The organism is Pelagibius sp. (assembly GCF_965249265.1).
In the GTDB taxonomy this organism is placed as follows: Bacteria; Pseudomonadota; Alphaproteobacteria; order Kiloniellales; family Kiloniellaceae; genus Pelagibius.
In genome coordinates this window covers 4,592,806-4,616,290 of sequence record NZ_OZ252224.1, presented here as the reverse complement: position 1 = coordinate 4,616,290, position 23,485 = coordinate 4,592,806, and the positions used below count along the sequence as shown (strand labels likewise).

The 23,485-nt window shown below is 64.9% G+C and carries 22 protein-coding genes; 17 read left to right on the top strand and 5 right to left on the bottom strand.

The features are described 5' to 3' along the window. Nucleotides 1-214 precede the first annotated feature (214 nt). The 7 genes from ACP146_RS21540 (at nt 215) to ACP146_RS21510 (ending at nt 7,991) form a co-directional block, all read left to right on the top strand. The gene (locus ACP146_RS21540) at nt 215-859 is read left to right on the top strand and encodes a hypothetical protein (RefSeq protein WP_422368810.1); all 645 of its coding nucleotides are present in this window, start codon (nt 215-217) and stop codon (nt 857-859) included. Nucleotides 860-1,094: 235 nt separating this feature from the next. Beyond that, on the top strand, nt 1,095-1,667 hold the full coding sequence (locus tag ACP146_RS21535) for an aspartyl/asparaginyl beta-hydroxylase domain-containing protein (protein ID WP_422368809.1): 573 nt from the start codon (nt 1,095-1,097) through the stop codon (nt 1,665-1,667). A 69-nt stretch (nt 1,668-1,736) separates the two neighbouring features. Further along, a complete protein-coding gene (locus ACP146_RS21530; protein WP_422368808.1) occupies nt 1,737-2,597 on the top strand; it encodes an alpha/beta fold hydrolase in 861 nt (286 codons plus the stop codon). Nucleotides 2,598-2,741: 144 nt separating this feature from the next. Next, complete coding sequence (locus tag ACP146_RS21525; protein WP_422368807.1) at nt 2,742-3,839, top strand: hypothetical protein; 1,098 nt, start codon at nt 2,742-2,744, stop codon at nt 3,837-3,839. Beyond that, on the top strand, nt 3,836-5,515 hold the full coding sequence (locus ACP146_RS21520) for an ATP-binding cassette domain-containing protein (RefSeq protein WP_422368806.1): 1,680 nt from the start codon (nt 3,836-3,838) through the stop codon (nt 5,513-5,515). Before ACP146_RS21525 ends, ACP146_RS21520 begins: the two co-directional genes overlap by 4 nt. A gap of 16 nt (nt 5,516-5,531) precedes the next feature. Then, on the top strand, nt 5,532-7,109 hold the full coding sequence (locus ACP146_RS21515; protein WP_422368805.1) for an ATP-binding protein: 1,578 nt from the start codon (nt 5,532-5,534) through the stop codon (nt 7,107-7,109). A 204-nt stretch (nt 7,110-7,313) separates the two neighbouring features. Continuing rightward, nucleotides 7,314-7,991: a response regulator transcription factor gene (locus ACP146_RS21510; RefSeq protein ID WP_422368804.1), complete on the top strand. Its 678-nt coding sequence runs from the start codon at nt 7,314-7,316 to the stop codon at nt 7,989-7,991. A gap of 69 nt (nt 7,992-8,060) precedes the next feature. Here ACP146_RS21510 and ACP146_RS21505 read toward each other — a convergent pair whose 3' ends face one another. Continuing rightward, nucleotides 8,061-8,906: a branched-chain amino acid aminotransferase gene (locus ACP146_RS21505; protein WP_422368803.1), complete on the bottom strand. Its 846-nt coding sequence runs from the start codon at nt 8,904-8,906 to the stop codon at nt 8,061-8,063. Nucleotides 8,907-9,085: 179 nt separating this feature from the next. Then, the gene (locus ACP146_RS21500; RefSeq protein WP_422368802.1) at nt 9,086-9,718 is read right to left on the bottom strand and encodes a LexA family transcriptional regulator; all 633 of its coding nucleotides are present in this window, start codon (nt 9,716-9,718) and stop codon (nt 9,086-9,088) included. A 384-nt stretch (nt 9,719-10,102) separates the two neighbouring features. On the opposite strand from ACP146_RS21500, the gene ACP146_RS21495 reads away from it, so the two are divergent. Continuing rightward, nucleotides 10,103-10,462: a DUF952 domain-containing protein gene (locus tag ACP146_RS21495; protein ID WP_422368801.1), complete on the top strand. Its 360-nt coding sequence runs from the start codon at nt 10,103-10,105 to the stop codon at nt 10,460-10,462. Nucleotides 10,463-10,556: 94 nt separating this feature from the next. Next, nucleotides 10,557-11,567, top strand: coding sequence for a quinone-dependent dihydroorotate dehydrogenase (locus tag ACP146_RS21490; protein ID WP_422368800.1), 1,011 nt, complete (start codon nt 10,557-10,559; stop codon nt 11,565-11,567). A 67-nt stretch (nt 11,568-11,634) separates the two neighbouring features. Here the strand turns inward: ACP146_RS21490 and arsC are convergent, their stop codons facing one another. Next, nucleotides 11,635-11,982, bottom strand: coding sequence for an arsenate reductase (glutaredoxin) (gene arsC, locus ACP146_RS21485; protein ID WP_422368799.1), 348 nt, complete (start codon nt 11,980-11,982; stop codon nt 11,635-11,637). Between the two features lie 225 nt (nt 11,983-12,207). Between arsC and ACP146_RS21480 the strand changes: the two genes are divergently transcribed. The 4 genes from ACP146_RS21480 (at nt 12,208) to ACP146_RS21465 (ending at nt 17,003) form a co-directional block, all read left to right on the top strand. After that, nucleotides 12,208-13,524 (top strand): EAL domain-containing protein, encoded by a 1,317-nt coding sequence (locus ACP146_RS21480; RefSeq protein WP_422368798.1) that lies wholly within the window; start codon nt 12,208-12,210, stop codon nt 13,522-13,524. A gap of 116 nt (nt 13,525-13,640) precedes the next feature. After that, complete coding sequence (locus ACP146_RS21475; protein WP_422368797.1) at nt 13,641-14,516, top strand: TIGR01459 family HAD-type hydrolase; 876 nt, start codon at nt 13,641-13,643, stop codon at nt 14,514-14,516. A gap of 37 nt (nt 14,517-14,553) precedes the next feature. Continuing rightward, complete coding sequence (locus tag ACP146_RS21470; protein WP_422368796.1) at nt 14,554-16,350, top strand: adenylate/guanylate cyclase domain-containing protein; 1,797 nt, start codon at nt 14,554-14,556, stop codon at nt 16,348-16,350. 65 nt (nt 16,351-16,415) lie between these two features. Continuing rightward, a complete protein-coding gene (locus tag ACP146_RS21465; RefSeq protein ID WP_422368795.1) occupies nt 16,416-17,003 on the top strand; it encodes a histidine phosphatase family protein in 588 nt (195 codons plus the stop codon). On the opposite strand, the gene ACP146_RS21460 is transcribed toward ACP146_RS21465, so the two are convergent. Next, complete coding sequence (locus tag ACP146_RS21460; RefSeq protein ID WP_422368794.1) at nt 16,990-17,706, bottom strand: hypothetical protein; 717 nt, start codon at nt 17,704-17,706, stop codon at nt 16,990-16,992. The genes ACP146_RS21465 and ACP146_RS21460 overlap by 14 nt on opposite strands. Before the next feature lie 170 nt (nt 17,707-17,876). Here ACP146_RS21460 and ACP146_RS21455 point away from each other — a divergent pair, with 170 nt between their 5' ends. Further along, entirely contained in the window at nt 17,877-18,248 is a 372-nt protein-coding gene (locus tag ACP146_RS21455; RefSeq protein ID WP_422368793.1) for a winged helix-turn-helix transcriptional regulator, read from the top strand. A gap of 81 nt (nt 18,249-18,329) precedes the next feature. Further along, nucleotides 18,330-19,505, top strand: coding sequence for a YbfB/YjiJ family MFS transporter (locus ACP146_RS21450; protein WP_422368792.1), 1,176 nt, complete (start codon nt 18,330-18,332; stop codon nt 19,503-19,505). 81 nt (nt 19,506-19,586) lie between these two features. On the opposite strand, the gene ACP146_RS21445 is transcribed toward ACP146_RS21450, so the two are convergent. Continuing rightward, nucleotides 19,587-20,450, bottom strand: coding sequence for an AraC family transcriptional regulator (locus ACP146_RS21445; protein WP_422368791.1), 864 nt, complete (start codon nt 20,448-20,450; stop codon nt 19,587-19,589). Between the two features lie 307 nt (nt 20,451-20,757). Between ACP146_RS21445 and nrtS the strand changes: the two genes are divergently transcribed. Continuing rightward, nucleotides 20,758-21,021: a nitrate/nitrite transporter NrtS gene (gene nrtS, locus ACP146_RS21440; protein ID WP_422368790.1), complete on the top strand. Its 264-nt coding sequence runs from the start codon at nt 20,758-20,760 to the stop codon at nt 21,019-21,021. A 105-nt stretch (nt 21,022-21,126) separates the two neighbouring features. Continuing rightward, nucleotides 21,127-23,283 carry a methylmalonyl-CoA mutase gene (scpA, locus tag ACP146_RS21435; RefSeq protein WP_422368789.1) on the top strand — a complete coding sequence of 719 codons (2,157 nt, stop codon included), beginning with the start codon at nt 21,127-21,129 and terminating at the stop codon, nt 23,281-23,283. Nucleotides 23,284-23,485: the final 202 nt, after the last annotated feature.

Below are 23,485 nucleotides of genomic sequence, written 5' to 3'. Positions count from 1 at the left end.
TTAGATCGGATTTATGTCGAACAGCCCGGACCCGGCCGCAACGCCGGGCCCGGGCTCAGGTTATCTGATGCCCGGTTTTCCGGGCTTTTTCAGAGTTTCTGCGCAGCGGTCGATTCTTGGGGAATAACCTCCCGAGCGCGGCGTTTTCCTGGTGAGAGAGGCCGATAGTCATCGGCTGCAGATGGTCTTCGGACCGTGACCAGGAGATACCGTGATGAAACGCCTTAGCGCCCTGCTTCTTGCCCTGCCGCTCGCCGCTTGCTCGGTCGACGGTTTTGAGTTGCCCAATCTGGCGAGGGTCTTTGAATCGCCCCGCCCGGACACGCAGCCGCTCAGCGGCGCGATCCGCAGTGTTCCGCAGGCAACGACCGCCGCGCTCAGCAGCATGACGGTTTCCAGTCTGATGGATGGCAGCACGCAGACCTACACGGTGCGCCCCTTCGGCAACGGTGTCCGGGTGCGGCAGAGCGATGGCTGTGTGTGGACCCGCGCCGGGGACTGGTTTTCTCCCTCCGACAGTTGGGCCAACTGCGGTGAGTCACGCAACTGGCACACCGGTCAAGCCAAGGTCAGGCAACTCGATTCGCTGTATCCCCTGAAGGTTGGCAGCGTTGGCCGCTACGAACGCAGCGCCGTTTCTCACACGGGCCGCAGCTACACGCGTCAAACGCGCTGCGAGGTAACCGATGCGGTCGAGGTTCTGCGTCCCGGCAAAGCGGCCACAGCGGCCTATGTTGTGGTCTGCAACGACAGCCGTCGGGTGCGCACCACCTGGTACGCGCCGGATGAAGGCCCGATCGCTTACCGCGAAGTCCACCACCGCAAGGGTGTGGAAGTGGCCTGGCTCCGCAACGACTGAAGCCTCCGTCTCAGCAAAGGTGAAAAGCACCTGAACGGCGCGTGAAGCGCTGCTGAACAAGAGATGAAGTGTATCGGAATTATCTATTAAAAATCAAACAGTTGATTGCGAATTCCTTTGAGTAGACCAAGCTTATAGGCCAGCAGCCGGCGCCAGCCGACCCGGGTTTCGCCGGCCCCGTTACAACAGCCCCGCAGGAAGCCCTCGGCCCCAAGGGGCCCACCAGGAGACCGACATGAAGTACTTCAAACTTATCCACTCCGGGATCGACCCCAAGCCGTTCCTCGATGAGATTGATTCCATCGAAGGCGCCTGGGCAAACGCCACCGGCCGGCAGGACAAAATCAAGGTTCAAAGAGAGGCGCTTTCGATCCCGCTGCGCGGTCTGCGCAAGTCTGCCATCGGCGGGCGCAAACGCCGCGACGTTCACGAGAGCCGCTGGACCGGCGGTTCGAAACTCTATCCGGTCGCCCGTGGGTTTCTGAAAGACTTCGCGCAAGAGCAGAACAGCCTGCTCAGCCGCGCCAAGATCGTCTGCCTCGCCGCCGGCAAGCGCGTCTATCCGCATATCGACCGCGGTGACTACTACCTGCTGCGCAATCGCTTTCATCTGGTTCTGCGTTCGACCCAGGGTTCCTGGCTGAAAGCCGGCGACGAGGAAGTCCGCATGGCGGAAGGCGAGCTCTGGTGGTTCGACAACAAGCAGGTTCACGAAGCCTTTAACGACGGTGCCCTGGATCGCATTCACATGATTTTCGACCTGCTGCCGCAAGAGATGGCGGACAGAGTCTCAGCAACTGCTGCCTGAAAGAGGAACTGAGTGATGACCGTTACCCGCCCCCTTAGCGCCGACTCCCCCCAAGGCAAGGACTCCCCCTTGAGTGGAGGTTCAGGACCCGCGACGGCTTTCACGCTTCAACAGCGGCGGGCCCGGGGCCGAGAGTCCCTGGGTTGCTGGCTCGCGCTGCCGAAGGAAATGGCAGCCGATGCCGTGCCGCTGGTGGCCGTGCACGGCATTCGGCGCGGGGCGCGGGACCAGGCACGTTTTTACGGCGAACGCGCCGCTGCGCTCGGCCGGCCGGTTATCGCACCCTTGTTCAGCAAGAAGCGCTGGCCGCACTATCAGCAGGTCGTGCGCCGCCAGCGCGCCGACCTGGCGCTGCTTTCCCTGCTGCGTGAGCTGCAGTTGGCCGGCCTCTGGCAGTCACGCAAATTCGATCTTGCCGGTTACTCCGGCGGCGCGCAGTTCGCTCATCGCTTCGCGATGCTCTACCCGCATCTCGTCTCCCGCCTGACGGTGGCCTCGGCCGGCTGGTACACTTTTCCCGATGCAGCGGCTTTCCCCTACGGTCTTGCGGAACGGTCCGGCCGTTCCGACGACTGGGGGCCGCGTTTGGCAGCCGGGCTGGACGGCTTCCTGCGGATTCCCATCCAGGTCTGTGTCGGTGCGCAAGACAATGTGCAGGACGGCAACACCCGCAGCGGTGAAGCGATCGATGCGCAGCAGGGCAAGGACCGTTTGAGCCGTGCTGCCAACTGGACCGCGGCTCTGCGCGCGGCGGCGCGGCAGCGGGACCTCAATCCGGACATCCAACTGAAAGTGCTGCCCGACTGCGGTCACAACTTTCGCGCCTGCATCACCCGGGGCGGTCTCGACCGACTGGTGATGCCGGATGTTGAAAGTCTTGACGGCATGGTGTTTGAGAGCCGCCAGATGGAGACCTTCGCCGCTCTGTAGCCTGCGCCGCGATGTGCCGTTCATCCGCCTTTCATCCCGGATTTTACGGCCCTTCATTCCGCCAACATAACGCCTTCAGTAAGCCTTCTTATTGTTAACGCCGAGAGTCACATCGGTTACTGACCCGCTCTAGGAGATATAAAGATGACCATCACGACCCCCATTACCTCGGAAGTTCTCGCCCGTGCCAAGTGGGCGTTCTCGACCCGCAGAGTCCAACGCAAGGATGCGGTGCGTCTCAGCGAAGCGCTCGGCGATGCGATTTCCGGCGATCTCGTGCTCGGCCGTGTCGAGCGCATCGGGTCTCACAAGAAGATCCAGTTGGCCGAGGGTCGGGGCTCGGAACTCTATGTCGGCGACCTGGTCGTCCTGGCCTGCGGTGACCGCTATGCCCCGGATCAGTTCGAGGGATTGGCCGAGCTTGACCCTGCCGGCGCCGATATGCTGGCGGGGGGCGGCGTGCTTGGCCGCATGCGTCAGAGCCATGCGCGGATGTCGGCCCCGACCCGCGTGGTGCCGCTGGGCCTGTTGACCCACGCTTCGGGCAAGGTGATCAATCTTGCCAGCTACGCGCTGAAAGAAACAAAAAAGTCGACCGGGATGATGGTCATCGGCGTCGTCGGCGCGTCCATGAATTCCGGTAAGACAACGGCGGTGGCGCGCCTCGCCCACGGTCTCAGCCGCGCCGGTCACGAAGTGGCGGCGATCAAGGCTACCGGAACCGGCGCTTTCGGTGACTTCAACGCCTTTGTCGACACCGGCGCGGCCTATGTCGCCGATTTCACCGATGCCGGAATGGTCTCCACCTATCGCCAGCCCCTGGCGCGGATCGAGGCCGGGCTTACGACGCTTCTGGCCGATGCCGAGCGCCAGGGCTGCGAGGTTGCGGTCGTCGAACTGGCCGACGGCGTGTTCCAGAAAGAGACCGCCGACCTTCTTAAGAAGCCGAAGATCCGGGACGGCTTTGCCGGTGTGATCTTTGCGGCGCCGGACGCCTTGGCCGCGGCCGGCGGCTGTGCGGCCCTGCGGGGCATGGGTGTCGAGCCCGCGGTGCTGACCGGCATGGTGAGCTGTTCGCCGCTGGGCGCGCGGGAAGCCGAGAATGCGACCGGCGTCAGGGTCGTCACCCGCGATGCGCTGAGCGATCCGGCACAGGCCAATGCGCTTCTGGCCCGCCTCGTCGACGGCGCTGCGGCGCAGGCGGCACCCCTGGGTATCGCCGAAGTCGGAGTTGCGGCATGAGCTTGCTGCCGTCAGTTTCCGGCGAGGGCCGTGGCCGGAGGATCGCTCTGGTCGCGGTCCTCGCCCTCTGCCAGGCGGCGGCAGCCGGCGTCGCCGCCTTTGCGACCCGCGATGTCTTTGCCGCCTTTCGCGATGAGTCTTCGGTCCTGCCCCTGCTGGCGCTGGGCCTCGTTGCCGCCGCCGGGGTCGCCATCGCGGCTCTGCGGGTCGGCGAAAGGGTGGTGGCCGAAAGGGTCGGCCAGGACTATGCCGCCTCGCTGCGGCTCAAGCTCTTCGGTCATTTGACCGAGATGTCGGCGCGCGATGTCGCACAGCGCCGCAGTGGTGGTCTGGCGATGCGCTTCGTCGGGGATCTGGCCGCGGTGCGCGGCTGGGTCAGTCTCGGGATCGCGCGCCTGGTTTCCGCCGTCATCGTGCTGCCGGCGGCAACCGGCGTTCTCTTCCTGTTGAATCCCAACCTTGGCATTGCCGCTTCGGTTCCCATCGTTCTCGGGCTGGGTATCATGGTTTTGGCCGGTCCCCGTCTCGGTCCCGCGCACAAGCGCTTGCGGGCGCGCCGGGCGCGCCTGGCCGCCGACATGAGCGAACGTCTGCCCCACGCGCCGGAACTGCGGCTGCTCGGCCGCATCCGCACCGAGAAGGCGCATCTTCTGCGGCGCACCGAAAAACTCATCGCCTCGGCTCTCGAACGGGCGAAAGGCGCGGCTCTGCTGCGTGCTGTTCCCGATGCTGTCTCCGGCATTGCCGCGGCAAGTCTTTTTCTGATGGCACTCAGCAGCGGTGTCGCCGCGCCGGAAACGGCCGGGGCTCTGGCCGCCGTCGGCTTGATGATCCAGCCGATGCGCGATCTTGCCGGGGTCTGGGACCGGCATCGTGCCTGGGTCGCGGCCCGCGACAAGTGCGAGATGCTGCTCTCGACCCCCAAGCTGGCGCGTCCCGCCAAGCACGGCCGCGAGCCGCTCCCCAACGTGCCGCAGCCGCTGCGCTTCTCGAAAGTCTCGGCCGGCAACCTCAAGCGCATCACCATGACCGCCGCGGCGGGGCGCAAGATCGCTATCGTCGGCGGCAATGGCGCCGGCAAGTCCTCACTGTTGAACCTGGCCGCCGGCCTGGAACAGCCGCGCGGCGGCCGGGTCACGCTCGGCGGCCTGCCGCCCGCCAGCCTCGGCGCCGGCGAACGGCGGCGGATGATCACGCTGATCGGCGTCCGTTCGCCGATCCTTGCCGGCAGTCTGCGTCGGGCGTTGACCATGGGCGGCGCCGAGCGTCCCGACGACGCGGCGATCCTGGCCGAAGCGGAGGCCTTTGGGTTGGGGCCGGTCGTGGCTCGACTCGGCGGTCTGGACGGCAAGCTGGCCGAGGGCGGCAGGAACCTCTCGGCCGGTGAGGCAAGGCGGGTGCTGTTGACCCGCGCGGCGCTCTCAAGATCGCGCCTTCTGCTGCTCGATGAACCCGATGATGCTCTCGATGTTGACGGACCGGCTCTGGTCGAACGTCTGGTGCGGCAGAGCGATGCGACAACCTTGATCATCACCCATAACCTGGCTCTCGCCCGTCGTATGGATGCGCTGTGGTTCGTCGAAGACGGTCGCGTGGTGGAGGCCGGTCCTCCGGCTGAGTTGTTGGCTGGCGAGGGTCCGACGGCGCGCTTCTTCGCACCGCGCCGGGCCGCCTGACCCCGGATCCGGCGCCTTGCGCTACCTCTCCAAGCTGACCCTTTCCTTCAGTGGGCTGCTGGCCATCGCTTTGGTCAGCGCCTTTCTGGCCTTCTGGTCGGCCCGCTCGGCGGAACATCATCTGGAACGCTCGCGTCTTGCCCACCGGGTGCATGAGCAATACCTGTCGCTCTCCAATCACACCTATCAACTCTTCAAACAGTTCGGCGATGCGCTTCTGATCGGCGATCGCGACAAGGGCAGTGGGGAAGCGCGCCTGCTGAGGGCGATCCGGAACGACTTCAGCCAGCTTCGCATTCTGATTGCCGAAGAAGTTCTGCTTGTCGGCGACGAAGAGATCGAAGAGCTTGAACTGCTTGCCGAGATCGAAAGACAGATTGCTTCCTTGTTGCGTGAATTCGCGCGTTTACAGTCTCTGCGCGAGACAACCGACCCGGCAGGATACCAGGCCCAGCTTTCCAGAGTCCTTGACGAGGAAATCGATGCCGACTTTCAAGCCCTGATCGCCGAAGCCCTGGCGGAAGAGCAGGAAGAAGTCGATGAAACCGAAGCGGAGATGTACGCCGCCGTCGCCGTGTTTCAGCGGGCGGCCGTAATCGCCGGTTTGATTGCGGCGATCACCGCTGCCTTCGGCATTCTCATGCTGCGGCGTGGTCTGACGAAACCGCTGCAGCGTTTGCTGGATGGTGCCGAGGCGGTCGGGCACGGTGACCTCGGTCACCGCATCGAAGTGCCGGGCGGGACCGAGCTTGATCGTGTGGCAGAAGCCTTCAATCAAATGACCGGGAAGGTCGCTGAACGCCAGGAACTTTTGAGCGCGTCGCGCGACGCCCTGGAGAAAGAGGTTTCGCGGCGCACGGCACAGCTTGAAAAGCTGTTGCAGACGCTGCGCCAGACAGAGGCCAACCGCAAGCGGCTGCTGGCCGATGTCAGCCATGAGCTGCGCACGCCATTGACGATCATCCGCGGCGAGGCCGATGTTGCCTTGCGTGGCGATGACGCCAAGGCCGAAGACTATCGCGAGGTGCTGATCAGAACCCGGGAGGCTGCCGACCACACAACACGGATTGTCGATGATCTGTTGTTTGTCGCGCGGCAGGAAAGCGGCGAGGTTCGCATTCGCCCGCAGGACGTCGATCTTGCCGAGTTGATTGGCCGGGCGGTGAAGGCCAGCGCCGCGTTGGGTTTCATCGACAAGCATGTCGAATTCGAAGTGACCGTCGCGCCGACCCGGCTGCGCGCCGATCCGCGCCGTATCCGCCAGGTCGTGACGATCCTTTTGGAGAACGCCTTGCGTTATGGCGGACGGGAGGTTCGTGTTCGGCTTGACTCGGCGCCCGGGGGATTTGCGATCACCATCGCCGATGACGGTCCAGGTCTTAGCGAGGATGAACTGGCGCACGTCTTCGAGCGCTTCTTCCGCGGCTCCAACGCGGCGATCCGCTATGACGGCGGTGCAGGCCTTGGCCTGCCGGTCGCCAAAGCCATCGTCGAGGCGCATGGCGGCCAGATTGCCCTGACCAGCCAACCGGGCGGCGGTGTGCAGTTCCGCTTCACGCTGCCGGATCGTGCCCAGCTCGCCGCCGTCTCCTGAAGGCGTTTTCCTGAACCGACACCGGTTCTGGCGGTACTACTCCATTCTTGTCACAGGCTTTCGGGAATACGCCCCTGCAGAGATCGTTGTTGTGATGACAAACGAACTTGCCGTGGAAGGGGAAGCTGTCATGGCTCATTGCGAGCAACAGGAGGTCACGCGTTGCGCTTGCCGATACCGGCCGGCAGGCAGGAGCAGCAGGAGATGAACGTCTTGTTGGTGGAAGACGAGGCGCGTGTTGCCGACTTCGTTCTGCGCGGCCTGCGTGCCGAGGGCTGGATGGTCAGCCATGCGCCTGATGCCGAGACGGCGATGGAAATGACCATTCAGGAAAACTTCGACGTCATCCTGCTTGACCTGATGCTGCCCGGCCTGCCGGGGCAGGAATTCTGCCGCAAGCTGCGGGCCCGGCGCAACGTGACGCCGATCCTGATTCTCTCGGCGCTGGACGCCCTTGATGAACGGGTCGAGGGTCTGCGGCTCGGTGCCGACGACTACATGGTGAAACCCTTCGAATTTGATGAACTGATCGCCCGGGTCGAGGCCTTGGCGCGCCGCGCCGACCGCTTTGTCCAAACCGATCCTGAGACCATTTTGCAGGCCGGTGAGATCGTCTTTGATCTGGAGACCCTGGAAGCGACGGTCGACGGCAGGCCTCTGGACCTGACTGCAAAGGAGCGGGAGATTCTGAAGCTGTTTCTTTCCAAGCCCGGCCGCGTTTTTTCGCGCGAAAGAATCCTGAATACGGTCTGGGGCGCCAGCGAGGACCCGCTTACCAATATCGTCGATGTCTATGTGGGACGGCTGCGCCGGAAGCTGGGAGACAGCGGCGAGCGGTTACAGACCGTGCGCGGCGCCGGTTATCGCCTGACCGCCAAGTGACCCGACTGCCAAGTGACCCGACTGCCAAGTGATGCGACTGGCAAGTGATACGACTGGCGGACCGGCCGTTCAGCCGCCGTGGGCCCAGTTCCAATAAGCTTCGCGCGCCGTCGCATAGATCGGCCCGGGTTGCAAATGCCGCTCCTCCACCTGGGAGATCGGCACCACCTTGCCGTAGTTACCGGTGGAAAAGACTTCGTCGGCGGTCAGGACATCCTGCCAGGTGACCTGTTTTTCATAGACACGCACGCCTGCCTGTTCCAGCAGTTGGGCGACACGCTGCTTGGTGATGCCGTTCAGGAAGGTGCCGTTGGGCGCCGGCGTGATGGCGGCACCGTCCTTCGCAATCCAGATGTTCGCCGTCGCCAGCTCCGCCACATTTCCCAGGGCATCCAGCACCACCGCATTGTCGAAGCCGCGTTTGCCGGCCTCCCGCAGGGCGCGGGCGGAATTGGGATAGAGGCAGGACGCCTTGGCATCGGTCGGCGCCATAGAAGGCATGGGCCGCCGGAAACTCGACAGGCAGACAGAGAAGCCGTCCCCCGGCGGCAGCGGGGCCTCGTAGAGGGTGAAACAGAACCTTGTGCTCTCCGGATCGCAGTCCACAAAGCCCGTGTCGGCCCAGAGCATCGGGCGCAGATAAAGCGCCGCATCCTTGTCAAAATGCTTCAGCCCCTCCTGGGCGATTTCCAGCATCTCGCCGGCGGCGTGAACCGCCTGCAGGCCGAAACTTTCAGCGGAGCGCACCAGCCTCGCGCAGTGCAGGTCGAGATCGGGCGTAACCCCTTCAAAGGCACGTGCGCCGTCGAAGACGACCGAGGCCATCCAGGCGGCATGGGTCATGGGTCCCATGATCGGCGGGTTCCCTTCGATCCATTCACCATCCAGAAAGTGCACGGCCTTGGGCATTGTCATGGGCTGATCTTTCACTCTGCTAACGGGCTGCTAACGGGTTTCGCGGGGCGCGCCCGCCGGGCCAGCCTATCGGCTCACCGCGCTGAGGAAAAGCACAGCGGCGGCCTTTGGGTCTTGGACGATCTTGCGGGATCCGGCAGCGGACCGTGAGATGGACCGGGAGATGGACCGGCGGCCGGTCAGTGACCGGCCCAGGCAATCCGCGACACCCATTGCACCTGATTGGCCGGCAGGCTGCGCGCCGGCTGCTCGCGGCCCAGTGACTTTATCCAGAGTTCCTGGTCGTTGCGGCTCTGCAGATCGACGATCAGCATTTCACCCTGCTGGGTGCGCACCAGGACCCTGTCGCCCGCTCCGGCTTCGGCACTGGGCGAGACCACCACCAGATCGCCTTGCCGAAAGATCGGCTGCAGGCCGTCGCCGGTGATCTCCAGGGCATAGGCATGCGGATCGGAGACGTCGGGAAACGGCGTCTCTTCCCAATGGGCGCGCAGCGGCCGGCCCTGGGCATCGAAGTAGCCGGGCTGGGCCGCTAGGGCAAAACGCAGCTTCGGCAGGCGGCGGAAGTTCGCCGGACTCTGCTGGTTCTCGACCAGGCTGACAAACTCGCTCAAGGAAGCGCCGGTGGCATTCAGCACCTTCGCCAGCGATTCCGTGCTTGGCCAGCGCTGCTTACCTTCCTTGGTAATGCGCTTGCTTTTGTTGAAAGTCGTCGGGTCCAGGCCTGCCTGTCTGGCAAGGCCGGAGGGGGAGAGGCCGTAACGTGCCGCGAGGCGGTCGATCGCACGCCATACGCTTTGGTGCTCGAGCATGGGAACATTGTCTTATAAATCGAGACCTAATTCAGCAAGAACATAGTCTCAACACTAGTCGTTTCGAAAAGAACAGCCGCGTCGATTTGTTACGGCTTCATCACGCAGGGGGCGATAAACAACAATCTATGATTGATTTTGTGCGGTCTGGCGGCAGTGCGCTGCTTGCCGTCCCCGCGCCAGGGCACAGACGCGCGGCGCCTGATGGTGCCACCGTCAAAAGGTTTCAAACGTCCCGGCCATGATCTAGAGTCTTTACTGTCTTGACGGCGCCGGCCCGCTCCCCCTCCCGGCCACCCATAGGATACTGGTGTTGGGTGGCCGGGAGGGGGAGCGGGCCGGAACCGATCCGACGTAAGTTGAAAACGCTATTCCGTGGCGGCCATGACAGACAGCAAGACGACCCCGACGATTTTTCACATCTGCCGCCGCGAGGAGTGGGCAGACGCGGAAGCGCGCGGCCAGTATCCGGGATCCTCGCAGGATCAGGCCGACGGCTTTATCCACTTCTCCGACGCCGCGCAGGTGGAAGCCTCGGCGGCCAAGCATCGCGCCGGCCAGGACGGTCTGGTGTTGCTGACCGTGGCGGCCGAGCCGCTGGGTGCGGCCCTGAAGTGGGAGCCCGCGCGCGGCGGGGCGCTGTTTCCCCATCTCTACGGTCCGCTGCCGGTGGATGCGGTGCGCCGGGTTGACGACCTGCCGCTCGGTCCGGACGGCCGCCACGTTTTCCCCAAGCTTTTCTAGTACCCGGAGAAGATCGATTTCCGCCGCGGCCTCCCTGTTCGATCATGTGATCGGCCCGGCCTTGAGGCTGTTGGACCCGGAGACCGCGCATGGGGTGACGTTGAAAGCCCTTGCCGCAGGGCTGGCGCCCCGGCAAACCGAGGCTGAGGACCCGATCCTGGCGACCCGGCTCTGGTCACGCGATTTTCCCAATCCACTCGGTCTCTCCGCCGGTTTCGACAAGAACGCCGCAGTGATGGCGCCGATGCTTCAGCTTGGTCTCGGCTTTGTCGAGGTCGGCAGCATCACGCCGCGACCGCAGCCCGGCAATCCGCGCCCGCGAATCTTCCGTCTGCCGGAGGACGGGGCGGTGATCAATCGCCTCGGCTTCAATAACGAAGGCCTCGAAGCCGCCCGCGCGCGCCTTGCTGCCTTTCGCGCGCAGCAGCATGCCGGGCAGCATCGCGGTGTCGTGGGCATCAACCTTGGCAAGAACAAGGATACCGAGGATGCCGCCGCCGACTATGAACGGGGTGCGGCTGCCCTGGGCCCGCTTGCCGACTACCTGGTGGTGAACGTCTCCTCCCCCAACACCCCCGGTCTGCGCGCCCTTCAGGGCCGGGAAGAACTGGCCGCCCTGCTGGCCCGTGTGGCGGCCGCCCTGCCGGCGCCGGCGCCGCCGCTGCTGCTGAAAATCGCCCCCGACCTGACGGAGGAGGACAAGCAGGACATCGCAGCGGTCTGTCTGGACCAGGGCATCGCCGGCATCATCGCCACCAACACCACCATCGAGAGGCCGGAGACTCTTAAAGGCGCGGCGCGGGACGAGGCCGGCGGCCTTTCAGGCCGGCCGTTGTTCGGGCCATCGACGGCGGTGCTGGCCGATCTCTATCGGCTGACCGAGGGCCGGATTCCGCTGATCGGTGTGGGCGGCGTTTCCTCAGGCGCCGATGCCTACCGCAAGATCCGCGCGGGGGCCTCTTTGGTTCAGCTCTATACCGCGCTGATCTATCGCGGGCCGGCGCAGGTCTCGCGCATCAAGCGCGAGCTGGCGGGGCTGCTGCGCGACGACGGCTTCGACAGCCTTGCCGCCGCGGTCGGTGCCGACCACCGCTACGGCGGTTAGAGTCTCTCATGTTTTGACGGCTGGAACCGATGCGACGTAAGTCGAAAACGATCTAGCATGAGCCTGTTTAAAGGATATCCAACACGGCTTCGGGCGGGCGGCCGAGCGCGGCCTTGCCGTCCTTTGTGACGATCGGCCGCTCGATCAGAATCGGATTGGCGACCATGGCAGCGATCAGGGCGTCGCGGCTGAGTTTCGGGTCGTTCAGATTCAGCTCCTTGTAGACCGCTTCCTGGCGGCGCATCAGATCGCGCGGCTCCTTCTGAAGGGCTTTCAGCAGCCGGTCCAGAGTCTCGGCATCGGGGGCGTCTTTGAGGTACTCGACGACCTGCGGTTCGATGCCCCGATCCTGGATCAGCGCCAGGGTCTGGCGGGACTTACTGCAGCGGGGATTGTGATAGATGGTGACGGCCATGACCCGGTTCCTCCTGATCTTGATTGCCCGCAAGGCTGGTTGCGGAGGACTCTCATAGCGGGCCTGCCGCCGTCGTCAAGCGCTCTTGCCCCGCGGCGATCCCGGTCGGGGTTGAATTCAGCAAGATTCCATTAACCCTCTTTCAAGATTGCCCGGGCAAACTGTGGGTTATGGACCGGTCCGATCTTCTCTCCAGTGCGGCTGTCGCCGTCCGGGGGCGCCGCGATGCTTAAGCATTTCGGGATTTTCCTGATCTACGCCTGCGCCGCCGCGGCGGTGCTGCTTTATGCGCCGCAGTGGCACCCCCTGATCGATCAGCGCGCCGCCATCGTTCTCTGCCTTTTCGTGGTGATCGGCGGTGGTTTGCTGCATGAGGTCTATGCCCGTCTCGGCCGGGAGGCTTTCCTGACCGAAAAGCTGCTTTCCCTGCGGGTCGCCCAGGGCGATGCGCTGGAGGAGCTTTCCTGGACGCGGCGCGAACTGGCCGTGCTGCGCGAGGCTCTGGAGGCCGTGGGCGGGGTCAGCAAGTCCGGCAAATCCGTCGACGAGGTGATTGCCGAGGTGAAGGTTCTGCAGTCGCTGATCACCAGGCTTGCCAAGTCCTCCAAGGCGCCTCAGCAGGAACGCCCGCAAACAGCAGAGCAGCCGCCGGAGGAAGAGGTGATTCAGGCTGCCACAGCTTCGCCGCTGGCCAAGCCCCATCCCTTGCGTCCGCGTCCGGCAGACCAGAAAGACGCCGGCGCCAACATCTCTACCCTGCCGGCGAACGCCAACCAGAAGCCGGGTGTCCTGCCGCCGGTGGCGCTCGGGCTCGAAGACTCGGCGGTGCTGGAAGTCGCCCGCCAGGCGCTGCGCGATGACCGCATCGACCTTGTCCTGCAACCTATCGTCCTGCTGCCGCAGCGCAAACGCTCCGCCTACGAGTGCTTCTCGCGCCTGCGCACCACCGATGGCTTCATGATCCTGCCTGAGCAGTACATTCATCTTGCGGAACGTGAAGGTCTGGTGACCGCCATCGACAACATGCTGTTGATCCGCTGCGTCCAGTTGATCCGCAAGGTCCAACGGCGCAACGAGGCCGTCGATTTCTTCTGCAACATATCCAGCCATACCCTGGGCGACGACGTTTTCTTTTCCGACTTTATCGAGTTCCTGAGAAGCAATCGCGAGCTGGCCGGCAACCTGGTCTTCGAGTTCCCCCAGAATGCCTACAACAACTGGGATTCCAGTGCCGGCGACTACCTGCGCCGGCTGGCCGACCTGGGCTGCCGCTTCTCGCTCGACGGGGTCATGGATCTGCAGATCGATGCTGCCGCCATGGCACGGCGCAACTTCCATTTTGTGAAGGTGCGCGCCGAGGTGCTGTTGGCGGAGCCGGAGCTTTCCGAGCGCCTGCTCAGCGAGCTGAAGGAAAACGGCATCCAACTGGTGGCCGAGCGGGTCGAGGACGAGGACGCCCTGGTGGAGATTCTTGATATCGGTATCGACTGCGCCCAGGGTTATCTCTTCGGCGAACCCCGGCTCGCTCGCCCGGCGGCTTAGCCGCGGGGCGCCGATCGCCGGGAACCTGCGGGCCGTCCACCGCAAAAGCTCTCTTTGCTTCCTTTCCGAGCTATGGCAGAAGTCCCTGATCTAAAGCCTGCTGTTCCGGAGCTTTCATGTCTCATCCCCCTGTGCTTCCGGGCCTTTCGGCCCTGGCGGATCGCTATGATGCCTTCATCGTCGATCTCTGGGGGGTGATGCACGACGGGATCACGGCTTTCCCGCCGGCGGTCGCGGCGCTGGAGGCCATGAAGGCGGCCGGGAAACGCTCGGTCATTCTCTCCAATGCGCCGCGGCGCATCGACGTGATTACCGCCCGCAATGCCGAACTGGGGATTCCCCCCGACCTGCCCGATGCCCTGATGTCCTCCGGCGAAGACGCCTGGCAGCATCTGAAGAACCGCCCCGATGCCTGGTATCAGGCCCTGGGCCGGCGCTGCTACCATCTGGGTCCGGCACGGGATCTGGGTATGCGGGACGGGCTCGACTTCGATTTCGTCGAGACCTTGGACGAGGCCGACTTCATCATGAACACGGGTAATCTCGATGCCGAAGACACGGTGGAGACCTACCGGGCGTTTCTGGATCGGGCCCTTGCCCTGAACCTGCCGATGATCTGCACCAATCCCGATCTGGAGGTTGTGCGCGGCGGCCGGCGGGAGATCTGCGCCGGCGCCCTGGCGCTCGATTATGAGCAACACGGCGGCAGGGTGCGCTGGCACGGCAAGCCCCATCCGGAGGTCTACCGCAGTTGCTTTGCCCTGCTGCCGGGGATCGCCCCGGAACGTATTGCGGCCATCGGGGATTCCCTGCGCACCGATGTCGCCGGGGCGGCGGCGGCCGGGATCGACTCGATCTTTATCGCGGCGGGCATCCATGGCGCCGAACTGGGCGTAGAAGATAACGGGGAAATCGACCCGGATCGCTTTGACGCCTTTGTGCGCAAGGCGCGGACCCTGCCGACGGCTGTGCTGCCCGATATGCGCTGGTAGCCGCCGCAGCGTATCTGTGACGAGACCGGTGAGGACTGTGGAGACACAAAGCCAAACCTTTCATTGGCGCTTTCAGAATCCGCCGGAAAAGATCTGGCCTCTTCTCGCCGACACCGTGCGCTTTAATGAAGCCGCCGGGCTGCCGCGCTATGAGGTCACCGAAACCCTGCAGGACGACGGCACCGTCCGCTTCGAAGGCGCTGCCAAGATCGGCCCCGTCAATCTCGCCTGGCGTGAGGTGCCGACCAATTGGGTTACCGGCCATTGGTTCGAGCATCGCCGTGAGTTCAAAACCGGCCCGCTCAAGGACATGACCGCAAGCCTGGTGGTGACGGCGGAGGAGGGGGGCAAGGCCTGCCATGCGGACTATACGCTTTCGGCGACACCGGCCAGTCTTCTCGGCCGGCTGATACTGAAGGCGGGATTTTTCTCCAACACCGCCAAGACTTTCGCCCGCCTCGCCGTCGACGCGGATCGTTTTGCCGCCGGCGCCAGCCCTTTCCCATTTACCTTCAAGGCGCCGCCGCCGACCCCGGCCACGCGCGAACTGGTGACCGAGCTGATTGCAAGGATCGAAGCGGGACCGCACGGCCATGGCTTGGCGGAACGCTTGGCCGACCATCTGCTCTCTGCCCAGGAGGCCGATCTCGTCCACCTTCGACCCCTGGCGCTGGCGCGGGATTGGGCGGAGGATGAGCGTCTGGTGATCGAGCTCTGTCTGGAATCGGTGCGGGCCGGGCTGCTGACCATGCGTTGGGACCTGTTGTGTCCGCGCTGCCGGGTGCCCAAGGCGGCGGTGGAGGCGCTCGACGGTCTGCCCCAGGGCGCGCACTGCGACACCTGCAACATCGACTACGGCCGCGATTTCTCCCGCAATGTCGAATTGAGCTTCGCCCCGGCGCCCGCGGTGCGTCCTTTGGGGGCGGGCGAACACTGCCTCTTCGGCCCGATGTCGACCCCGCATGTCTGGGTTCAGCGAACCGTGGAAGCCGGCGCCGGTCTCAGCGAGGTCTGCGATTTGCCGCCGGGCCGCTATGTCCTCCGCACGCTGGAGGCCGGACCGGATTGCGAGGTGGAGGTGGCCGAGGGCGGCGGCTTGCCGGAGGTGCTGATCGCCGAGGACAGCGTGACACCGGGCCCGGCAGCCGACCCCGGCCAGGTCGTGCTGCGCAATGACACCAGCCGTCCGCGCACTGTGATCGTCGAGGAGCTGCGTTGGGTGCGCGATGCCCTGACCGCCGACCGGGTGACGGCGATGCAGGCCTTCCGCGACCTCTTTTCCGATCAGGTGCTGCGGCCCGGCGATGAGGTATCGGTATCCCGGATCGCCCTGCTGTTCACCGATCTCCGGCGCTCGACCGATCTCTACGGGCGCATCGGCGATGCTGCCGCCTATCATCTGGTGCGCGATCATTTCGCCTTCATCGGGGCGATCGTGCGCCGCCACAACGGGGCGGTGGTGAAGACGATCGGCGACGCGGTGATGGCGGCCTTCGCCGCGCCGGCCGATGCCGTAGAGGCCGGTCTGGCGGTGCAGCGTGAAGTCGCCGCCTTCAATGCCGGGGAACAGGTTCCGGTTGCCATCAAGCTGGGCGTGCATGAAGGTCCCTGCATCGCCGTCACGCTGAACGGGCGCCTCGATTACTTCGGCACCACGGTGAACATGGCCGCGCGCCTGCAGGGCAAAAGCGAAGGCGGGGATCTTGTGCTGTCCGAGGCCGTCGCCGGAGACCTGCCGGTGGTGCGTCTGCTGGACGGGATCAGCTGTGTCCGTGAGACGACCAGCCTCAAGGGCTTCGACGCGCCCGTCGACTTCTGCCGCGTCCGGCTCTAGAGCCGCCGCTGCTTTCCGTGTAGAAGGAATGCGGGAAGCTAGAATTCGCATTCCGGGGGGGTCACATGAATGCTGTTATTTTGCTGCGCGCCGGTGCGGCGCTGCTGCTGTGTTTTTTGTCCCTTTCGATGCCGGCCCCTGCGGTTGCCGAGGACTTCGATCTGGCGCGGCTGAATGACGGCGGCTATGTCGTCCTGCTGCGCCATGTGAAGGCCGGCGGTTCCGATGCCGATGATTTCGATCTGCGGAACTGCCGCACCCAGCGTCGGGTCGAAGCGCCGGGCCGTCGGCAGGCAGCGGAACTCAAGGCGCGGTTTGAAGCGGCTGATGTTACGGTGGTGCGACTCGTCAGCAGCCAGTATTGCCGCGCCAAGCAGACCGCAGAACTGCTCGACATGGGTCCGGTGACCGAAGAGCCGGCGCTGAATTACTTTCACTGGAGCACCGGCGATAAAGAAGCGACCTACGCGGCGCTGCGCCGTTACATCATCGACCTCGCACCTTCTGCCGATGGGCCGCCTCTGGTGCTGGTCAGCCATACCCATGCCTTCACGGTGATCGGTCAGGAGCCGGTAAAATCCGGCGGCGGGCTGGTCCTGCGCCCCAACGGCAGTGATCGGCCTGAAGTGGTCGGCGAAATCACGCCGCCCTGAGGCGCTGTTCTTGGGCGTTGGGCTGCCGCCATGTCAGGAACGACAACGTGTGGAAGAAGATCGCATAGGGCACCAGGAAAAGAGGGATCATCCCGGTCGGGAACAGAAGCGAGTTGTTGGCGATCTCCGGGAAGAAAAGCTGCTGCGGACCTGCGGAAGAGGTGAAACCGAAAAAGAACGCGCTGAGGAAATCCGCGACGCCAAGACCGAGTACGAGAAGAACGGCGCCGGGTGCGATGTACTTGCGCCGCCGATAGAAAACCAGCACGGCAACGGCGGTGATGCCAACGAGGATGTCGCCGATGCCGGCCGGGTAAGCGAAGACACCCGGGATATTCCTGCCCACCATCTCGATCAGAAAAACGCCGCCGATAACGCGCCAGACCTGAAGGCCGATCAGCCAGCGCTGGGACAGCGGTTCGCTGAGAAACCAATCCCGCCAAATGAAGAGGATCAGGCTCGGCAACAGCCAGCAAACCGGCACCACGAGGCTGCCCAACGGCCCCATGTCCTGAACGATCCCGGCCAGGCAGAACCAGGTCATGACCGCCCCCCACAAGAGGAAACCGCTGCCGATCAGTGCGCCTTTGCGCGCTGAAGCACCGCTGAAGACGTAAGTGCAGAGCATGTAAAGGGGCGTCACCAGCACCGCTGACATGACGATGATCAAGGTCATCGGGTGGGCTTGCATCAGATCGTACATGGCGGCTTTCCCTCGGTCGTCTGGCCGTGGCGGAGCTGCATGCGCGTCGTCACTTCTACGGCCTGATACTTGCATTTTGCAAGTAAACTACGTAAGCTTGAAACCTGTGGATCACCTGATCACTGCGAACGTCGCGAAGAGGCGGTTCTTCGGTCAGGCGGAGGTCCTTGATGAGTAAGAGCGTTAACAGTCGGGGTGATGGTGAAAAACGGTCATCCTGTCCCTTGGCCTGCACGCTGGACCTGTTGGGTGACCGCTGGACCCTTCTTGTGGTCCGGGATCTGTTTTTTGGTCGGTCCCGCTTTTCTGAGTTTCAGCGCTCGCCCGAAGGTGTCGCCAGCAACATCCTGACCGACCGTCTGAACCTGTTGGTCGAACAGGGCTTGGTGGAACGTCGCTCGCCGCTCTCGGGCAAGCGCGCGACGTACCACCTGACCGACAAGGGCCGCAGCCTGAGGCCTGTTCTCGCGGCGGTCAGGGACTGGGGCCTCGCCAACATCGACGGCACCGCCGCGCTGATCGGCGCTGACGCGGCGAAGTAATCCGATCTCAATCCTCACCCGGACGATTCTATTTTTGGGAATTGCAGATCCCGGCACCAGAACGCGTGCTAGCCTTGTAGGGTGAGCGACGATTCGAAATCACCTGACGCGATGGGCAGCGGTGCCGCCGCGGTTGCCCTCGGCGGCTGCATCGCCCTGGCCGCCGCCATGGGTATCGGGCGTTTCGTCTATACGCCGATCCTGCCTTTCATGGTGGAGACGCTCGGGCTCAGCCAGGCCCAGGCCGGGCTTGTCGCCTCGGCGAACTTCCTCGGCTATCTGCTGGGTGCCCTCGCGGCGGCCAAGGCCGCGCTGCCCGGCGGGCGGCGGCGCTGGTTCCTTGCCGCGCTCGCGGTTTCGGCCCTGACCACAGCAGCCATGGCGGCGGAAGCTTCGCTGACCCTTTTCATCGTCTTGCGCTTTGCCGGCGGGGTGGCCAGCGCCTTCGTGCTGGTCTTTGCCTCCGCCCTGGTGCTCGACCGTCTTGCCACGGTCGGGCGGCCGGGCCTCTCCGCCCTGCACTTTGCCGGGGTCGGTGCCGGGATTGCCCTCTCAGCCCTGCTGGTTGCAGGGCTCGCCGCTCGCGGCCTGGAGTGGCGGGGGCTTTGGCTGGCCAGCGGTGCGCTCTCCCTGCTGGCCTTCCTCGCCGTGTTTCGTCTGATCCCGCCGGAACCGGAAGGCGCTGCAACCAAACCGGTGTCCCGGGTTGAGGGCAATCGGCGGCGCCTCGTCGCCCTTATTTTCGCTTATGGACTGTTCGGTTTCGGCTACGTGATCACCGCCACCTTCATCTCCACCCTGGTGCGGCTGACCCCGGAGATCGCCTGGCTGGAGCCCTATATCTGGTTGGTGGTCGGGCTGGCCGCCGTGCCCTCGGTGGCGTTCTGGACCTGGGTGGCGCGGCGTCAGGGCACCGCGCGGGGCTTTGCCCTGGCCTGTCTGGCCGAAGGCATCGGTGTGGCACTTTCGGTGCTCGGCAGCTCCGCGGCCGCCGTCTTTGCCGCGGCGATCCTCCTGGGCGGTACTTTCATGGGCATCACGGCGCTCGGCCTGGTCTATGCGCGCGCCCTGACATCAGGCGACCCGCGCCGCTCCATCGCCCTGATGACCGCCGCCTTCGGCCTTGGCCAGATGATCGGGCCAAGCTTCGCCGGCTATGCCTATGGCTTCGGCAATTCCTTCCTGCTGCCGAGCTTGGTTGCCGCGGCGGCGTTGGTCGTGGCTTTCGCCCTCACGATGCAGTGGCGAAGTCGCTAGAGCGCAGCAAGGGGAAGGCCCGCCGCCGGAGGGGGAACCGGCAGACGGGCCTCGAGAAGGGTTCGACGCTGGGAAAGAGACTCAGTTCTTCAGCGGCAGATGAATCTCGGTAATGTTGTCGGCGGGCGCGACCTCGCGCGGATTGGTCAGATAGACCTCGTAGCAGGGGGCATCCGCCGGCTCCTGTCCGCTCTGCGGCAGCCAGGTGCCATAGAGCCAGTTGTAGGCGCCAAGCAGCTCGGCATAGGCGCCCTTGAAGTGCAGCACCGCATGGCGGCCGCCGGGAACCTCGACCAGCCGGACCGGCGCTTCGGTGGCGGTGCCCGGTTCGACCGCGATGCCGACGTCGGAGCGCAGCTCGGCCTCCGGAACGTCATTGGGATCGTCATGGTAGACGCCGATGACACGGGTGTTCGGCCCCATGACGCCGGCGCCCATGGCCCAGCCGAAAACCTGGTTGAAGGGTTTTTCGACCTCCATGTAAGGGCCGACATGGCGGATCGAGGCGAGGGTAATGGGCAGGGTTTCTTCGACACGGACATCGAACATCCGAAGGTCTCCTTCTTCTTGGGGGATCAGGGAAAGCGGTGGTGAGAGTCGTCTTTCGGCGCGATAGGCCGCGGGGCTGCGCCCGAAGGCACGGGTAAAGGCGCGGGTGAAAGCGGCGGCGGAGCCGTAGCCGGCTTTCTGCGCCACATTTTCGATGGCCTCGTCGCCGGCGATCAGATCGCCCGCGGCATGATGCAGGCGCAGGCGGGTGACCATCTGGGCCAGCGTCTCGCCGGTGAAGCCGAACCAGCAGCGGTGAAAGTGATAGGGCGAGAGGCAGGCGACCTCGGCCAGGCGCTCCAGATCCAGATCGCCGTCCAGATTCTCGGTGACGTAGTCAGTGACCCGCAGGAAGCGGGCCAGCCAGGTCTGGCGGGTGGTCTCTCTCTGGCTCATGGGGCGGCTCCTTCGTGGGCGGTCCTTGTTGACTGACAAAGACCTACCCGAGGTCCGCTTGATCTGTCTTGCTGAATTGAGAGACGTGGTTGTCGGAGGCTCCCCCTCACCCCGACCCTCTCCCACCCCAGGGCTGTTTGGGGGGAGAGGGGGAAACAACAATGGCGCGCTGTAACACCCTCTCCCCTCGTGGGAGAGGGAGGGCCCCGCGGAGCGGGAGGGTGAGGGGGACTCCCGCGTCAGCGGGAAGGTGAGAGGCCTTCTCGGCTGTTGTGGAAGGGCGCTATGCTGCCATCTGAGAGCAGGGATGCTTGGCCATGAAATCCGGGATTGTGACGTCATGAACCACTGGTTCACCACCGCCCTGCGGCCCGCCGTGGTGCGCCGCTCCCTTGGCGTCGCCCTCGTCGTCGGCACGCTGCTGATCGCCATCAATCAGGGCGACCGGCTCCTCGCCGGCCAGGGCCTCGACCTGATGAAGGCCCTACTCACCTACATCGTGCCCTACGGCGTCGCCACCTACGGCGCGGTTTCGGCGCTGTTGGCCAAGCCTGACGCTCCCGGAAACTAGGGTTCTGCCGCCCCTTTGCCCGAAATCGTTCGTCGGCTTATACTGCACCTGCGAAATGAGCGGATTTGCGCCGGATTGGCCGGCGATGAGAAGAGGGCGGAGACGATGAGCGACTGGCCGGAGAAGACCCTGGCGGACTGGCAGGCCCTGGCGGCGAAGGACCTGAAGGGTGCCGACCCCGAGACCCTGGCCTGGGAGACGCCGGAGGGCATCAAGGTGAAGCCGCTCTATACGGCGGCAGACCTGGAGGGCCTCGAGACGACAGGCTCGCTGCCCGGCTTCGCGCCCTTCACCCGCGGACCGCGGGCGACCATGTACGCCGGGCGGCCCTGGACCCTGCGCCAGTACGCCGGTTTTTCCACCGCCGAAGAGTCCAACGCCTTCTATCGCGCCAATCTGGCCGGCGGGCAGAAGGGGCTTTCGGTTGCCTTCGATCTGGCGACCCACCGCGGCTATGATTCCGACCATCCCCGCGTCGTCGGCGATGTCGGCAAGGCCGGGGTGGCCATCGATTCCGTCGAGGACATGAAGATCCTCTTCGACGGCATTCCCCTGGACGAGATGTCGGTCTCCATGACCATGAACGGCGCGGTGCTGCCGGTGCTGGCCGGCTATATCGTCGCGGCGGAGGAACAGGGCGTCGGGCCGGAGAAACTCTCCGGCACCATTCAGAACGACATCCTGAAGGAGTTCATGGTCCGCAACACCTACATCTATCCGCCCGAACCCTCGATGCGGATCATCGCCGACATCATCGGCCATACCTCGCGGGAGATGCCGCGCTTCAATTCCATTTCCATTTCCGGCTATCACATGCAGGAGGCCGGGGCGACCTGCGTGCAGGAACTGGCCTTCACCTTGGCCGACGGTGTCGAATACGTGCGGGCGGCCTTGTCGAAGGGCCTGGACGTTGACGCCTTTGCGCCGCGCCTGTCGTTCTTCTTCGCCATCGGCATGAACTTCTTCATGGAGATCGCCAAGCTGCGCGCCGCGCGTTTCCTCTGGGCCGATCTCATGCAGACGCACTTTCAGCCGAAGGACCCGCGCTCCCTGATGCTGCGCACCCACTGCCAGACCTCCGGCGTTTCGCTCACAGAACAGTCGCCCTACAACAATGTGGTGCGCACCGCGGTGGAGGCCCTGGCGGCGGCCCTGGGCGGCACCCAGTCGCTGCACACCAATGCGCTGGACGAGGCGGTCGGCCTGCCGACAAAGTCCTCGGCGCGCATCGCCCGCAACACCCAGCTCATCCTGCAGGAGGAGACCGGCATCACCAAGGTGGCCGACCCCCTGGCCGGCAGCTACTACGTCGAAAGCCTGACGGCCTCCATGGTCGCCGAGGCGCGCAAGCTGATCGCCGAGGTGGAAGACCTGGGCGGCATGACCCGGGCGGTGGAAACCGGCATGCCCAAGCTCAGGATCGAAGAGGCGGCGGCCCGGCGTCAGGCCCGCATCGACCGCGGCGAGGAGGTCATCGTCGGCGTGAATAAGTATGTCGCCGAGGACGACGACCCGGTCGAGGTGCTCGACATCGACAACACCGCTGTCAGGGAACAGCAGGTCGCGCGCCTGCAGAAGATCCGCGCCGGGCGCGACGCCAAGGCCTGCGCGGCGGCGCTGGATGCTTTGACGGCGGCCGCGAAGGACGGCAGCGGCAATCTGCTGGACCTCGCGGTGAAAGCGACCCGCGCCAGAGCCACCGTCGGTGAAATCTCCGACGCGCTGGAGAAGGTCTACACCCGCCACCGCGCGGTCATCCGTTCCGTCACCGGCGTCTACGGTTCGGCCTACGAGGGCGACGAAGGTTTCCAGCGCATTCAAGGTGAGGTGAAAGCCTTTGAGGCGGAGGAGGGGCGCCGCCCGCGCATGCTGGTGGTGAAGCTGGGCCAGGACGGCCACGACCGCGGCGCCAAGGTGATCGCCACCGCCTTCGCCGACATCGGCTTCGACGTCGACGTCGGCCCGCTGTTCCAGACCCCGGAGGAGGGCGCCCGCCAGGCCATCGAGAACGACGTCCACATCGTCGGCATCTCCAGCCAGGCCGCGGGCCACAAAACCCTGGTGCCGCAGCTCATCGAGGCCCTGAAAACCCAGGGCGCCGACGACATCATCGTGGTCTGTGGCGGCGTCATCCCGCCCCAGGACTACGACTTCCTGATGAAGTCGGGTGTCTCCGCGATCTACGGCCCCGGCAGCAACATCCCCCACGCCGCCAGCGAAATCCTCGGCATCGTGAAGCAGCGCCGCACGGCGGCTGCTTAGGCGGAAAACCAAAAGCCCCCTCACCCTCCCGCTGCGCGGGATGAGTCCCCCTCACCCCGACCCTCTCCCACGGAGGGGAGAGGGGGAACCAAAAAGGGAGGGCTCGGCTCTATTTCCCTCTCCCCTCGTGGGAGAGGGAGGGGCCCGCGGAGCGGGAGGGTGAGGGGGCTTTGGTCACATCACACAGAAAGTTTGGGCATTC

What these genes read in the sequence shown, in the direction of transcription:
- ACP146_RS21505 (WP_422368803.1), bottom strand. Translation starts at nt 8,906, where the DNA reads ATGACAATGCCCAAGGCCGTGCACTTTCTGGATGGTGAATGGATCGAA.
- ACP146_RS21535 (WP_422368809.1), top strand. Translation starts at nt 1,095, where the DNA reads ATGAAGTACTTCAAACTTATCCACTCCGGGATCGACCCCAAGCCGTTC.
- ACP146_RS21495 (WP_422368801.1), top strand. Translation starts at nt 10,103, where the DNA reads ATGACAGACAGCAAGACGACCCCGACGATTTTTCACATCTGCCGCCGC.
- ACP146_RS21525 (WP_422368807.1), top strand. Translation starts at nt 2,742, where the DNA reads ATGACCATCACGACCCCCATTACCTCGGAAGTTCTCGCCCGTGCCAAG.
- ACP146_RS21510 (WP_422368804.1), top strand. Translation starts at nt 7,314, where the DNA reads ATGAACGTCTTGTTGGTGGAAGACGAGGCGCGTGTTGCCGACTTCGTT.
- ACP146_RS21500 (WP_422368802.1), bottom strand. Translation starts at nt 9,718, where the DNA reads ATGCTCGAGCACCAAAGCGTATGGCGTGCGATCGACCGCCTCGCGGCA.
- ACP146_RS21455 (WP_422368793.1), top strand. Translation starts at nt 17,877, where the DNA reads ATGAGTAAGAGCGTTAACAGTCGGGGTGATGGTGAAAAACGGTCATCC.
- ACP146_RS21445 (WP_422368791.1), bottom strand. Translation starts at nt 20,450, where the DNA reads ATGAGCCAGAGAGAGACCACCCGCCAGACCTGGCTGGCCCGCTTCCTG.
- ACP146_RS21540 (WP_422368810.1), top strand. Translation starts at nt 215, where the DNA reads ATGAAACGCCTTAGCGCCCTGCTTCTTGCCCTGCCGCTCGCCGCTTGC.
- ACP146_RS21475 (WP_422368797.1), top strand. Translation starts at nt 13,641, where the DNA reads ATGTCTCATCCCCCTGTGCTTCCGGGCCTTTCGGCCCTGGCGGATCGC.
- ACP146_RS21465 (WP_422368795.1), top strand. Translation starts at nt 16,416, where the DNA reads ATGAATGCTGTTATTTTGCTGCGCGCCGGTGCGGCGCTGCTGCTGTGT.
- ACP146_RS21480 (WP_422368798.1), top strand. Translation starts at nt 12,208, where the DNA reads ATGCTTAAGCATTTCGGGATTTTCCTGATCTACGCCTGCGCCGCCGCG.
- nrtS (WP_422368790.1), top strand. Translation starts at nt 20,758, where the DNA reads ATGCTTGGCCATGAAATCCGGGATTGTGACGTCATGAACCACTGGTTC.
- ACP146_RS21520 (WP_422368806.1), top strand. Translation starts at nt 3,836, where the DNA reads ATGAGCTTGCTGCCGTCAGTTTCCGGCGAGGGCCGTGGCCGGAGGATC.
- arsC (WP_422368799.1), bottom strand. Translation starts at nt 11,982, where the DNA reads ATGGCCGTCACCATCTATCACAATCCCCGCTGCAGTAAGTCCCGCCAG.
- scpA (WP_422368789.1), top strand. Translation starts at nt 21,127, where the DNA reads ATGAGCGACTGGCCGGAGAAGACCCTGGCGGACTGGCAGGCCCTGGCG.
- ACP146_RS21460 (WP_422368794.1), bottom strand. Translation starts at nt 17,706, where the DNA reads ATGTACGATCTGATGCAAGCCCACCCGATGACCTTGATCATCGTCATG.